The following is a 12,764-nucleotide window of genomic DNA, read 5'->3' on the forward strand; positions in this document are numbered from 1 at the left end:
GGCGCCCGGCCACCTCGCGGCCGGGCCGTCCCGCTCCCGCGCCTGCAGGCACCGAACGGGCTGACCCACACCACTCTGGCAGAGACCACTGACAATGCGATCACGCCGGGACGACGAACCTCACGCGACGCCGCTCTTGATCGTCCCGGCGCGCACCGTGCCGGCTCCGGCCACCGGGCGGGGCGCCCGCGCCTCACCCCGGAATCTTGCGGAAGTCCCATGACGCCACCGATTCCGGTGTCAGCCGCAGCCACGCATGCCGGCCGTCGTGCGGCATCGCGGACATCCCGAAGTACTTCTCCGCGAAGAGCCGCTCCGGGACGTCCAGTTCGGGGCACGGCTCGCCCGTACGCGGCGCCTCGCCGACGAACTCCGCGCGGCCGGCCAGCTCGGCGCCGCGCAGTTCGTCGTACGCGTGCCCGTCATCGACGACCACCGCGATCCGCGGGTCCTTGCGCAACTGGGCCCACCGCCTGCTGCGGGTGATCGAATAGAGCCACAGCGCCGTACCGTCCCAGAGGAACCACAGCGCCCCGACATGCGGCGCGCCGTCGCCACCGACCGTGGCGACCCGGCAGGTGTGCTGCGCCGCGAGGAAGGCGTCGAGCTCGTCCCGCGTCATCATGATCCGTCGTCCGCGCCGCTGTGTATCGGCCATCCGTCATCGCCCTCCACTGTGTGGCGCTCAGGCGGCACCGACCCGCTCACCTGACACCGGCCCCAGATAGCTGACTGTGCGTCGGAAAGCATGGAGGCTCTTCCCGGCGTACGCAATGCCCGCTACCCTCGCCCGCCTCGCGTGGGTCCGTCCTCGGGGAACGACCCGCCGACGCCGGGCACAGGCCCACCGGGAATCAGGTCCGCCAGAGAGGAACGCGATGCCTTCGGACGCCGCACGGCTCATCGGCCAGCTGGACCCGGCCACGACGGTGCTGCTCACCGTCGAGTGCCAGCGCGGAGTGGTCGGCCCGGACAGTGCACTGCCCGAACTCGCCGACGCGGCATCGGGGGCGCTGGCGAACGTCGCCCGCCTGGTGGCGGCCGCCCATGACGCCGACGTACAGGTGCTGCACGCGGTCGCCGAACGGCGTGCCGACGGGCGCGGCGCCAGTCGCAACGCCCGTCTGTTCAAGGCGGCCGAGCGGCTGCCCGTCCAGCAGCTCACCGGATCCACCGCGGTCCGCATCGCCGACCCGATATCCGTCTCCGACGACGACCTGGTGGTGCGCAGACTGCACGGCCTCTCCCCGATCGCCGGCACCGAGGTGGACGCGCTGCTGCGCAACGTCGGGTGCCGGACCCTGGTCGTCACCGGGGTGTCGGCGAATGTGGCGGTCCCCAATGCCGTCTTCGACGCGGTCAACCTCGGCTACACGGCCGTGGTGCCCGCGGACGCCATCGCGGGAGTGCCGGCCGACTACACCCCCGCGATGGTCCGTAACACCCTGGCTCTGGTCGCCACCGTCACCACCACCGATGACGTCCTGGCCGGCTGGCGACGGCCGCGCCCCGACCGCTGACCCGGGGCGACGGGCGGCAGAACGGGCGGTCCGCCGGGTCAGCCGAGGGTGACCGAGCCGCCCTTGACGGTGACCTTGGCGGGCGCCAGCCCCTTGGTGGCGGGCCCGGTCTTCACACTGCCGTCGTTGATGTCGAACTTGCTGCCGTGGCACATGCAGTTGATGGTGCCGCCGGAGACCTCGCCGACGACGCAGCCCGCATGCGTGCAGATGGCGGAGAAGGCCTTGATGTCGCCGTCCTGGGGCTGGGTGACGACGACCTTCTCGCCCTTGAAGATCTTGCCGCCGCCCTTGGGGATCTCCGACGTCTTGGCGAGTGCGGGGCCGGCGTCCCCACCGGCGGAACCGTCGCCGCCGCTCCCTCCGGTGCCGCCCGAACCGCTGTCGCCGCCGCTCGCCCCCGAAGCGGCCTGATCGTCACCCGCGGCCTTGGAGCCGCCGCTGTTCCCGCTGCCCGCGTCCGCCATGTCGCCGCCACAGGCCGCCAGCGCTGCGGTGAGCCCGGCCGCGCCCACCGCGGCGACGACCGCGCGCCGCCCGGCCCCGCGCCCCGCCGGGCGGGTCTCCTCCGTCGCCGTCATCGCTTCGGTCTCCGTCCGCTCCGACGCTGACTGTCGAGCCATGGTGTGCCTCCGGTTCTTGGTGGTGCCTTCGGTGCGCGATGTGCTCCATGGACGTCGCAATGGTCCATACGGAAGCCCCGCCCGGAGTGTTCAACGAGTCCGTGCGATCCATCGGAGCGGACAGCGGAGGGACTGACGACCGGAGCGCCCGGCCGGCGCGCTCGGCGGCCGGTGCCCCGACGAGCGCGCCGGCCCCTTGGTCAGCCCTGGCCGGCGCGCTCCTCCAGGGCATCGAGCAGGAAGTCCCGCTGGAAGTGCAGCAACTGCGCCACGACCGTGTCGTCGGCCGGCATGTGGGTGGCGCCGGGCAGCGGCAGCACGCTGTGCGGCTTGCCCGCCGCGAGCAGCTCCGCCGAGAAGCGCAGCGTGTGCGCGGCCGCCACATTGTCGTCGGCGAGCCCATGGACCAGCAGCAGCGGGCGGCTCAGCAGATGGCCGTGGCCGATCAGGGAGGAGGCCGCATAGTTGTCCGGCTGCTCCTCAGGGTGGCCCAGGAACCGCTCCTTCCAGTGCGTGTCGTACAGCCGCTGGTCGGTGGGCGGGGCGCCGGCGACCGCCGCGCGGAAGACGTCGGGGCGGTGCAGCACGGCTGCCGCGGCCAGGAACCCGCCGAACGACCAGCCGCGGACCGCCACCCGCGTCAGATCGAGGTCGTCGAAACGCGCCGCGGCCGCCCGCAGCGCGTCCACCTGGTCCTCCAATACGGGGGTTATCAGGTCGCCGTGAAGGGCTTTCTCCCAGGCCGGGCCACGGTTCGGGGTTCCGCGCCCGTCGACCACCAGCACCGCGAACCCCTGCTCGGCGAACCACTGCGACACACAGGTGAACCATCCGCGGGCCCGTCCGACGAGCTGGAGGCCCGCCCCTCCATACGGGTCGAGCAGTACCGGCAGCTTTCCGGTGCCCGCCTCGTGCCAGGACGGAAGGTAGAGCGCGCCGTGCAACTCCCGTTCACCAAGCGTGAGATGGACCGGACGCGGGATGATCGACGGTTCCTCGGCGAGCGAGGCGAGGGCCTGGTAGGGCGGGTCCCCGGCCGCTCCGTCACCACGCAGCACACCCACCACGTCGCCCTGAGGTGTCAGGCCCGCGAGAACGACCGTGCCGCCCCGCGCCACGCCCGTGTACCTGCCGGGCTCCCGGCTCAGCCGGCGGATGCCGCGGCCGGGCTCATGGCACCACACATGGGTCTCCAGCGGATTCTCGCTCGCCGTGAAGAGCACCCGCTCACCCTCGACCCCTAGGACCGCGCACAGTTGGAGTCCCTCCGGGGTGACCCGTCGGCCATCGACGGTCAGATACCGGGTGTCGCCCTCGTCCTCGTGGAGCACCAGAGCACCCGACGCCGTACGGGCCGGAGTGCCGTCGATGATCTCCACCCAGGCGGGATCGGTCCGCTCGTGCAGTACTGCGGTGGCGCCGGTCTCCGGATCGATCGCGAGGGTGCGCATGGTGCGCTGGTCGCGGCTCTGCACGGAGACGAACGGACCGTGCGCGTCCCAGCCCGCCGCCACGACGTACTCGTACGCCCTGCGGTCCCACTCCACCTCGACCCGCTCGCCCTCCAGAGAGAGCAACTGCAGGGTGACCTCCGCATTGGGGGTGCCGGCTGCCGGGTAACGGATCGCCTGTGGCGGCTTCGTCGGGTCGGCCGGATCGCTGAGGTATCGCCGTTCCACAGGGCCGGTATCGACCCTGGCCACAAGGAGGCGGCGACTGTCCGGTGCCCACCAGTAGCCGCGCATCCGGTGCATGGACTCGGCGGCCACGTACTCGGCGAGCCCGTAGGAGACCTCCGGAGCCTCAGCACGGGCCAATTGCCGGTCGGCGCCGGCCAGATCGACGACGTGGAAGCAACGACTGCTCACATAGGCGATGTACCGGCCATCGAGGGAGGGGCGTGGGTCGACCACCGGACCGGCCGCAGGGACGGAGAACGGTGTGCCGCCGTCGGTGCGCACCGCCCACAGGGCCCCCGACAGGGCGAACGCCACCAGACGGGCGGCGTCGTCCGTCGCGTACGACACCACTCCGACCGACCGCTCGCGGGCACGCTCCCGGCGCAGTCTCTCCTCCTCCGGGACCGCCCCTGATCCGGCCCCTACCAGGAGGGCCGGATCGGCCAACAGCCGCTCCGTGCCGTCCTCGTACTGCCACAGCCGGCCCACCGGATCGGTGCCGGAAGCCGTACGGACGAAGAGCACCCGGCGGCCGTCGGGGGAGACGGTGAAATGCCTGGGCACTCCCAGGGAGAAACGGCGGCTGCGGGCGAACTGAAGGGGGAAATCGACGGAATCCGAGGACTGCCCGGATTTCACGGTGCTGCTGTGCAAGATGCTCTCCTCCAGGTGATGAGGGCGTTCCGGTCTGCGGCGGTTCCGGGCACGGCGAGCCCCGGAGACAACCTAGGCATGGCCCGGATTCGGGGAGAAGGCCCGGCGGCAGCGATGTACGCGCAGCACTGAGCGCCGGTACCTGACCGGGCACGAAAGGGAAGATCCAGCGACGGGACGATGCCGTGGCCGGTGGCGAAGTCATGCCGCCGTAGCGTCACGCCGATGCGTGAGTGCGGGCCGCTCCCGGAGACCGTCGAGTCGGACGATCTCGGTACTTCTATCACGCGGCACCACCGGGACGGCACCTCGGAGGTCGAGATACCTCGCCGACGCCGGGGCGTCGGCCGGGTCGGTGAGCCGCGTGGGAGGTGTGACGACGCGGCGGGAAGTGCTCCGGCTGCTGCGCCGCTTCGCTGCTTTCCCTGACCGAAATCCCCCGCGTATCGGGCGTGTTGGTGCTCGTTCCATGGGCCTGTGGATAACTGAGAACTCCCGCCTCCGGTCGGTATCGTGACGGGTGGCGAATGCTCCCGCGGGGGGCCTCGGAAGTACGGGGAGAACGATGTTCGGACGGCAGTTATGGGCTCCCCTGCGCGGCCTTGCGCTGTTCGGCCTGGGACTCACCGCCGGGCCGATGCTGGCGGCCGTCGGCCTCGGCACGCTCTTCGGCATCCTGGCGCTCGCCCAGTGGTACCGCGTTCCGCTCAATGCGTACCGTGCCTTCACGAGCCGCTGGTGCGGGGTGGACCTCCCGGTGCCTTACCAACCTCCGCCGCCGCCTCCCGCACCCGAATCCGACGGCTGGTACCGCCACAAGCGCCGGCTCTATCCGACGCCGAAGAAGCCGTCCTGCGAACGGGGTTGGGACTGGCTGGTGAAGGACCCGGCCACCTCCCGGGACATCCTGTGGATGCTGATCAACCCCTGGGTGGGCAGCGCCCTCGCGTTGCTGCCGCTCACACTGGTCGTGGTGGGAGCCACGCCCCTGTGGTTCTGGCCGGGCCATGCCGCGATCACTGTCCCCCTCGCCGTGGCGACGGCACTGGCCGGCTTCGGCTTCGGGCCGGCTCTGCTCCAGCTGCACGGACGCTGGACCAGCCGACTGCTCGCCTCCGCCACCGATTCCGGGATACGCCGCGCACTGATCAGGGTGGGCCGCGGCGGGCTCGCCACCTGGCGGCTGGTCCTCACCGCCGGACTCGCGGTCGCCGAACTGGCCGCCGCACTCACGCACGTACTGGCGATGCTGCCGATCCTGCTGTGGGCCTGGCCGACCGTGGTGGCCGCCGGCCGACAGCTCACCTCTTGGCGCAGGCAGCAGATCCAGGAGTGGACCGGCATCCGAATCGACCGGCCCTACCCGCCAGACCCTGCCTTGCCGCCGCCGCGGTCCGACGGCACCTACCGGATCGGCCGCACGCTGTACCGCACCCCGGAGACGGCGTTGCGGTCCCTGCGGTACCGGCAGCACGGTCGCGATCCGGCCACCTGGCGGGACCTGCTGTGGCTCCTGCTCGACCCTGTGGTCGGGGTGCTGCTCGCCGCGGTGCCCGTTGTGGTCACCGGATATTGCTTCTTCGGCCTGATCTGGTCGTGGTCGTGGGCGTTGCTGCTGCAGCCCTTCGTCGATTTCGAGACCTTTGACAGCCGGACCCTGCTGGCCCATGGCATCCCGGTGCTCGGCGATCAGCCGCTCGTCGCCGCCCCGCTGACAGGGGTGATCGGCACCCTGACCGGGAGTCTGCTGGCCGGCCCGCTGCTGCGGCTGCACGGCCTGTGGAGTCGGCTCCTCCTCGGACCGACCAAGTCGGTGCTGCTTAGCCGCCGGGCGGGCCGGCTCATCGAGATCCGTACGGAAATCCCGGAGGAAACCCCGGAGAAGATCCCGTCCGCGGAGCTGCGCCGGATCGAACGGGATCTGCACGACGGGGCACAGGCGCAGTGGGTGGCCATGGGGATGAAACTCGGCACCATCGAGGCGCTCATCGAACGGGACCCGGCTTCCGCCAAGTTGATGGTCGGGACCGCCAAGGAAGCTTCAGCGAAGGCACTCATCGAACTGCGCCGGCTGATCCGCGGGATCAACCCTCCGGTTCTCGCCGAACGTGGCCTGGCGGACGCCATCCGCGGGCTGGCCCTGGATTCGCCGCTCCCGGTCACGCTGCGGATCGACCTGCCCGGCCGTCCGGAGCGGCCGGTCGAAGCCGCCGCCTATTTCGCGGTGACCGAACTGCTCACCAATGTTTCCAAGCACGCCGACGCGGCGCGGGTTCGCCTCGCCGTGCGTCACACGGCGCGGCTGCTGCGGATCACGGTCACCGACAACGGGCCCGGGGGTGCCGATCCGGCGAAAGGGAGCGGGCTGCGCGGCGTCCAGCGCCGGCTCGCCACCTTCGGCGGAAGTCTCGCCGTGCACAGTCCATCGGGCGGTCCCACCACAGTCACTCTGGAGATTCCGTGCGTGTTGTCCTCGTAGAGGACCTCTACCTGCTGCGCGAAGGTCTGACCCATCTGCTCACCGCGCACGGCTTCGAGGTGGTCGCCGCAGTCGAGACGGGCCCGGAGCTGCTCGCAGCGGTGCAGGAGCACCGGCCCGATGTCGTGATCGTGGATGTCCGCCTGCCGCCCACGTTCACCGACGAGGGGCTGCAGGCGGCGCACGAGGCCCGCCTGCGGATACCCGGCCTGCCCGTTCTGGTGCTGTCCCAGCATGTCGAGCAGCTCTATGCGCGCGAGCTGCTGGCCGACGGTTCCGGTGCCATCGGATATCTGCTGAAGGACCGGGTGTTCAACGCCGCGCAATTCGTGGACGCGCTGCGCCGGGTCGCCGAGGGCGGCACGGCGATGGACCCGGAGGTCATTTCCAAACTGGTGGAGAGCAAGGCACACCAGGAGCCGCTGGGCACCCTGACCGCCCGCGAGCGGGAAGTCCTGGAGCTGATGGCCGAGGGCTGCTCCAACGCGGCGGTCTCGGACCGCCTCCACATCAGCGGCGGCTCGGTGAGCAAGCACATCGCAAGCGTCTTCACCAAGCTGAATCTGCCCGTCTCCCATGACACCCATCGCCGGGTACTTGCGGTCCTCGCCTACCTGAGCAGCACGAAGCTGGATTAGGGCGTGGGCGGTGAGGCGCGGCGGCGGGTGGGCCGCACCGCGTAGCACGTCGCACCGTGTCGCGGGTCGCACCGGTTCATCGTCGGCCGCGTCGGCCGCGTCGGCCGTGCCGGCCACGGTGGCCACGGCTCGGGCGCGAAGAAGGCCGAGAGGGGTAGAGGTAGCTCCACCCCTTCTCGGGAGCTAGCTGGGATGTCTCGCGGCTCAACTCCGGTGAACATGGAACGCGTTGAACACCGGGGGGAGACCGGACTGTGCACGAGACCGATGTGACCTGGCTGCCTACGCACGAGGAGCCGACGAACGGCGAGCCAAAGGGGGACGGGACGAACGGGGACGGGACGAAGACGGAGCAGTCGACAGGCGACGAGTCGAAGAAGGACGATGTGAAGCGGGGCGAGCCGAAGAAGGCACCGGAGAACTTTCAGGATCAGCTGGCCTATGCCTGGGAGTACATCGGCGGGGTGTACGGCACGATCCTGACCATCCTGCCGGTCATCACCTACATCGCGGTCAACGCGCTGACCAGCATGTGGCCGGCGATCTGGGCCTCGATCGGCACCGCGGTCCTGGTGTACGTCTTCCAACTGCTGCGCAAGGAGAAGCCGGCCGCCGCATTCCTCGGCCTCGGTACGGTGCTCATCACCTGCGGCGTCGCCGTGTTCGTCGGTGAGGCCAAGGGCTACTACCTGCTCGGCAACTGGATCACGGTCGGTATAGGCAGCCTCCTGTTGCTGTCCGTCCTGGTGCGCCGGCCCCTGATCGGCCAGGTGTGGGCGGCGGCCAATCTCCAGGGCACGTTCTGGCGCACGGACCGGAAGTCGTTGTTCTGCTACGACGTGGCCACCTTGCTCTGGTCGTTGCTGAGCTTCTCCCGGTTCGCGGTGGAGCGGTGGCTCTACAACATGGACGAGACCACCTGGCTCGGAATCGCGCGGCTCGTCATGGGGTGGCCACTGACCTTCTTTGCGGTCCTGACCAGCATGTGGGCGGTCCGCAAGGTGGATGGGCGACGCAAACTCCACGACCCGAGCTATGAGGCAAGCGAGCAGATGGCGGAGTCCGGGGAGAGCGACTCGGCGGATGTCGAGAGCGCCGCACGTCGCGGAGAACAGTGATGTCGGGCGCCGACGGCACGATGGGGGAAGGTCGAACCGTGAACTCCCCGAGCCGGTCGGTGCCGGCCGTCCGAGGCAGAAGCCTGGGATCCAGCACCGCGACACCTGCAGGAACGCGAGCCGCAGCAAACATTCCAGAACGTTGCTGCCCTGCACGACGCCTATGGGCTCGGCCTCGTAGGTCGTCCCCGACTTGGTGATCCAATTACCATGTCCCGGTCAACTGACCACGGCGGGGAACGGGGGAGAGGGCAGATGGCTTTCTTCACCTCGCAGCCGGGGCGTCGCCGGTTGTATCCGATCGGCGCGCCGTCGGCTCAAAGCCACATCTGCAAAGGGACGTCCGTTATGCGTTTCCATCGAATACTTGCCACCGTCGGAACTGTTGCCGCCCTGGCGTCGGTCTCCGCTTGCGGCCTGCCCTCAGCGGGTTCGCCGCAGGAAGCCGGTGATTTCCTCAAGTCGGCGCTCCGCTGCGAGAGCATCGACATCGCCTCGCCCCAAGAGGCGCAGCGGGTGGAAGCCATGGGGATGACGGGCATCAACGGCGGCGGCGAGTGTGATGAACCGGCCGGCGGCGACGGTGACGTCGACTTCCTCACTGTCGAGGACATGGAGGCGTTCCAGACTGCCATCAGGGGCGACGAGGACCAGCAGGACAAACTCATGATCGGCGATGACTTCGTCGTCGATCCGAGCAGCGATGACCAGCGACGCCAACTCCTCGATTCCGGGCTGATGTTCCTGAACTGCACCCCGAACTTCGAGGCCCCAGACGGCATGTCGGCGGACGACGGCGCGATCGACGGCTGCTTCACGACCGACTACTCGGAGGACCTTGACTGACGTCCTCTCGACTCGATGGATCTGTGTGACTCTCGTCCACGCAGATCTGGTTCCCGGTCGCGGACGGGCCGTGCCCTCCGCGACCGAGGAAAGGGGAGTGCGCGGGCGGAACGGAGCGCGGTCTGTGAGGCGTTGGGGCACTGCGGCCGGACTGCGGCAGACGTCGCTGACCGACAATGCGGCGATGGCCCCACCCCGCATTCGGGAGGTCGCCGAGTGGACCGGGCGGCCGACGGTCACCTCGCCGTGGGGGACAAGCGCCGGCGATGCTCGCGAGGTCGTCGATCGGCCACTGGTGGGCGGTCGCCACCTTGTGGCCGAACGCCGAAACCGGCTCGCAGACCCCCTTGGCCGTGCGGCGTCAGGGACGGTGTTGCTCCGGGGCGCCGAGCAACGGGGTGAGGCGGTAGGAGTCGCCGTCCGACTGCACCAGGCCGCCGGTGGGCGCGGGGAAATGGGTGCCCAGAAGCAGGGTGCCGGTGTCGGCCAGGGAGGCGAGCAGGTGCCGTCGGGTGGCGGCTGACTGCTGCGGGTCGATGTCCACGCAGCTGCCGATGCCGGGCTGGAGCAGCTGGACGGGGTGGTGGATGCAGTCGCCGGTGATCAGCGCGGTGGCGGTGCTGCCGCGCACCTCGACGGCGAGGTGTCCGGGGGTGTGTCCGGGGGTGGGGATCAGGCGGATGCCTGGCGCGATGTCGGTGCCCTCGGCCGGGATCTCGACGAGGTCGAGAAGGCCGGCTTCCCTGATGGGGTGGACGGAGTCCCGGAACATCTGCTGCCGGGACTCGTCCATGTCTGCCGTCGCCCAGTAGTTCCACTCCGTTCGGGCCGTCAGGTAACGGGCGTTGGGGAAGGTGGGCTTCCACGCGGCGCCGTCTGCATAGGTGTTCCATCCGACATGGTCGGTGTGCAGGTGGGTGAGGATCACGAGGTCGATGCTGTGGGGCGGGAAGCCGGCGGCTTCGAGGCGCGCGAGATAGTCGCTGTTGAGGTTGCTCCAGGCGGGGTTGGCGCGTGTTTTGCCATTGCCGATGCCGGTGTCGACGAGGACCCGCAGGCCGTCGGCTGTGAAGGCGAAGCTGTGGCTGCTCAGCCGCAGGATTCCGGCGTCGTCGGCGAACTCGGGCCGGAGCCACGGTGCTTGGGCCACCACGTCAGGGGTGGCCGCAGGCAGGAGCCACGGGCCGGTCTGCGGAGGTAGGGCCACCTCGTCGATGCGGTGGATGGTGAGGTCCCCCAGATCCCAGGTCGGGTCCTGGCTGCTGGATGAGGATGTCGAGTGAGAGCTCATTCGCTGTTTCCGTTCCTTCGCTCGTAGGTCTGAGATGGCCGAGGCCGAGGCGGTCGGTCTCGGCGGCGTCCGGTCGGGGCAGGTGGCGGCTGTGCGTGTGGGGGCAGGACGGGCGGCGGGCTGCTGCGATCGCGGAGATGCCGAGCCGACGGCGGCCGTGGCGAACCCTCTTCCGTAAACGCTAACTATTTGCGTTAGGTGGCGCCAGCCCCTACCGTGGACTAAGGCAAATTTTTTGCCTTTGCTGCGGCGGTCGCTGACCACCGCTCCGCAACACACCCTGCACACGCACGAAGAGGATTCATGAGCATCGTCGAACTCACCGCTGCGGAGGCCGCCCGAGGCGCGCTCCGCGCCGGGCTCCCGCTGGCGAGCGAGCGCCATGCCGAGGTGGCCGCCACCGCCAACCACATCCACGCCGTGGTCCGCACCCTGCGCGAGTTGGACTTCGGGGAGACGCAGCCCGCCACTCACGCTGTCGAAGGAGGGATCGCCGGTGCATCCCTTTGAGCTGACCCTCGCCGAGGCGGCCGACGCCATGGCGAAAGGAGAGCTTTCCCCGGTGGAGTTGACCGGTTCCGTGCTCGAACGCATCGACGCGGTCGAAGGGCGGCTTGGTGCCTACGTCGCCGTGGCGAGTGACGCGGCGCGCACGTCCGCAGTGTCAGCGGAGCGGGAGATCGCGGCCGGCCGGTACCGCGGCCCGCTGCACGGCATCCCGTTCGGGCTGAAGGACCTCATCGATGTCGCCGGCCTGCCGACCACGGCCAGTTCACGGGTGCGCGCGGGGCATATCGCGCAGGTGGACAGCGCGGTGACCACGCTTCTCTCCGACGCGGGCGCGGTCCTCCTGGGCAAGACGCACACGCACGAATTCGCTTTCGGGCTGACCACGCCCCAGACGCGCAACGCCTGGGACCAGGGCCGTGTGGCGGGCGGGTCGAGCGGTGGGTCGGCGGTCGCCGTGGCTGCCGGAGCGGCCACCTTCGCTCTGGGAACGGACACCGGAGGCTCCATCCGTGTACCTGCGGCGCTCAATGGCGTCGTCGGACTGAAGCCGACCTACGACCTGATTTCCCGGCGCGGTGTGACCTCGCTGTCCTGGTCCCTGGACCATGTCGGACCCCTCACCCGGACGGTGCGGGACGCGGCGCTGGTGCTCTCCGCGCTGGTGGGGCCGGACTCCCGGGAGGCAGCCGGTCTCGATGTGGCGCAGCCCGGGTCCCCCCTCCCCGGGGAAGGGGACTTGACGGGCCTGCGGATCGGAGTCCCGGCCAACTACTACTTCGACCGGGTCAGCCCCGCGGTCGAGGCCGCCGTACGACGCGCCATCGCCCAGATGTCGGACCTCGGCGCCGAACTCGTCAAGGTCGAGATCCCGATGGCCCGCTACATCCAGGCGATCCAGTGGGGCCTGATGGTCCCGGAGGCGACCGCCTACCACGAACGTACGCTGCGGTCGGTCCCCGAGCTGTATGCGCCGGACGTCCGGGTGCTGCTGGAAGCCGGTGAGCTCATGTCGGCCGGTGACTACCTGAGGGCTCAGCGGGCGCGAACGCTCCTGCGCGAGGCGTGGGGGCGGCTGTTCGGCACGGTCGATGTGATCGCCGCACCCTCGGTGCCGATGACGGCCGTCGAGACCGGCCAGGACACCGTGGCGTGGCCGGACGGCACGACGGAGAGCGTCTCCGACGCCTATGTCCGGCTGTCCGCCCCCGCGAACATTGCCGGGATACCGGCGCTGTCCCTGCCGGTCGGGTGCGATCACGCGGGCCTGCCCATCGGCATGCAGTTGATGGGGCCGCCCATGGGGGAGGCTCTTGTGCTGCGTGCCGGTGATGCCTATGAGGGGGCCCAGGGGCGACGCGGTGAACTGGCGCCGGTGCCGGCCTGAAGGGTGCGGGAGGGAGGCCCAC

General features: G+C 70.1%; 11 protein-coding genes. 7 read left to right on the top strand and 4 right to left on the bottom strand.

Features of this window, described 5'->3' with window-relative positions:
• Window positions 1–193: 193 nt before the first annotated feature.
• A complete protein-coding gene (locus tag ACFW5B_RS27905; RefSeq protein ID WP_386445199.1) occupies window positions 194–658 on the bottom strand; it encodes a pyridoxamine 5'-phosphate oxidase family protein in 465 nt (154 codons plus the stop codon).
• Between the two features lie 220 nt (window positions 659–878).
• On the opposite strand from ACFW5B_RS27905, the gene ACFW5B_RS27910 reads away from it, so the two are divergent.
• Window positions 879–1,520, top strand: coding sequence for a cysteine hydrolase (locus tag ACFW5B_RS27910; RefSeq protein WP_386445202.1), 642 nt, complete (start codon window positions 879–881; stop codon window positions 1,518–1,520).
• Window positions 1,521–1,558: 38 nt separating this feature from the next.
• On the opposite strand, the gene ACFW5B_RS27915 is transcribed toward ACFW5B_RS27910, so the two are convergent.
• Complete coding sequence (locus ACFW5B_RS27915; protein ID WP_386445261.1) at window positions 1,559–2,101, bottom strand: Rieske (2Fe-2S) protein; 543 nt, start codon at window positions 2,099–2,101, stop codon at window positions 1,559–1,561.
• 242 nt (window positions 2,102–2,343) lie between these two features.
• Complete coding sequence (locus tag ACFW5B_RS27920; protein ID WP_386445205.1) at window positions 2,344–4,476, bottom strand: alpha/beta fold hydrolase; 2,133 nt, start codon at window positions 4,474–4,476, stop codon at window positions 2,344–2,346.
• Between the two features lie 565 nt (window positions 4,477–5,041).
• On the opposite strand from ACFW5B_RS27920, the gene ACFW5B_RS27925 reads away from it, so the two are divergent.
• From ACFW5B_RS27925 to ACFW5B_RS27940, 4 genes are all read left to right on the top strand, one after another.
• Entirely contained in the window at window positions 5,042–6,955 is a 1,914-nt protein-coding gene (locus ACFW5B_RS27925) for a sensor histidine kinase (RefSeq protein WP_386445208.1), read from the top strand.
• Window positions 6,937–7,593, top strand: a complete 657-nt coding sequence (locus ACFW5B_RS27930) for a response regulator (RefSeq protein WP_386445211.1) — start codon at window positions 6,937–6,939, stop codon at window positions 7,591–7,593. Before ACFW5B_RS27925 ends, ACFW5B_RS27930 begins: the two co-directional genes overlap by 19 nt.
• 254 nt (window positions 7,594–7,847) lie before the next feature.
• Window positions 7,848–8,711, top strand: coding sequence for a DUF3159 domain-containing protein (locus ACFW5B_RS27935; protein ID WP_386445214.1), 864 nt, complete (start codon window positions 7,848–7,850; stop codon window positions 8,709–8,711).
• Between the two features lie 255 nt (window positions 8,712–8,966).
• Complete coding sequence (locus tag ACFW5B_RS27940; protein ID WP_386445216.1) at window positions 8,967–9,557, top strand: hypothetical protein; 591 nt, start codon at window positions 8,967–8,969, stop codon at window positions 9,555–9,557.
• 361 nt (window positions 9,558–9,918) lie between these two features.
• Here the strand turns inward: ACFW5B_RS27940 and ACFW5B_RS27945 are convergent, their stop codons facing one another.
• Entirely contained in the window at window positions 9,919–10,848 is a 930-nt protein-coding gene (locus ACFW5B_RS27945) for an MBL fold metallo-hydrolase (protein WP_386445219.1), read from the bottom strand.
• A gap of 303 nt (window positions 10,849–11,151) precedes the next feature.
• Between ACFW5B_RS27945 and ACFW5B_RS27950 the strand changes: the two genes are divergently transcribed.
• Together ACFW5B_RS27950 and ACFW5B_RS27955 are read left to right on the top strand one after the other, a co-directional pair.
• Window positions 11,152–11,358, top strand: a complete 207-nt coding sequence (locus ACFW5B_RS27950; protein WP_386445222.1) for a hypothetical protein — start codon at window positions 11,152–11,154, stop codon at window positions 11,356–11,358.
• Window positions 11,345–12,742: an amidase gene (locus ACFW5B_RS27955; protein ID WP_386445225.1), complete on the top strand. Its 1,398-nt coding sequence runs from the start codon at window positions 11,345–11,347 to the stop codon at window positions 12,740–12,742. The genes ACFW5B_RS27950 and ACFW5B_RS27955 overlap by 14 nt, the downstream gene beginning before the upstream one ends.
• Window positions 12,743–12,764 lie beyond the last annotated feature (22 nt).

This window comes from Streptomyces sp. NPDC058773 (assembly GCF_042746015.1).
GTDB lineage: Bacteria > Actinomycetota > Actinomycetes > Streptomycetales > Streptomycetaceae > Streptomyces.

Bases quoted from the DNA above. Each gene is read 5' to 3' on its own strand.
- ACFW5B_RS27905 (WP_386445199.1), bottom strand. From the start codon at position 658: ATGGCCGATACACAGCGGCGCGGACGACGGATCATGATGACGCGGGAC.
- ACFW5B_RS27910 (WP_386445202.1), top strand. From the start codon at position 879: ATGCCTTCGGACGCCGCACGGCTCATCGGCCAGCTGGACCCGGCCACG.
- ACFW5B_RS27915 (WP_386445261.1), bottom strand. From the start codon at position 2,101: ATGACGGCGACGGAGGAGACCCGCCCGGCGGGGCGCGGGGCCGGGCGG.
- ACFW5B_RS27925 (WP_386445208.1), top strand. From the start codon at position 5,042: ATGTTCGGACGGCAGTTATGGGCTCCCCTGCGCGGCCTTGCGCTGTTC.
- ACFW5B_RS27940 (WP_386445216.1), top strand. From the start codon at position 8,967: ATGGCTTTCTTCACCTCGCAGCCGGGGCGTCGCCGGTTGTATCCGATC.
- ACFW5B_RS27945 (WP_386445219.1), bottom strand. From the start codon at position 10,848: ATGAGCTCTCACTCGACATCCTCATCCAGCAGCCAGGACCCGACCTGG.
- ACFW5B_RS27950 (WP_386445222.1), top strand. From the start codon at position 11,152: ATGAGCATCGTCGAACTCACCGCTGCGGAGGCCGCCCGAGGCGCGCTC.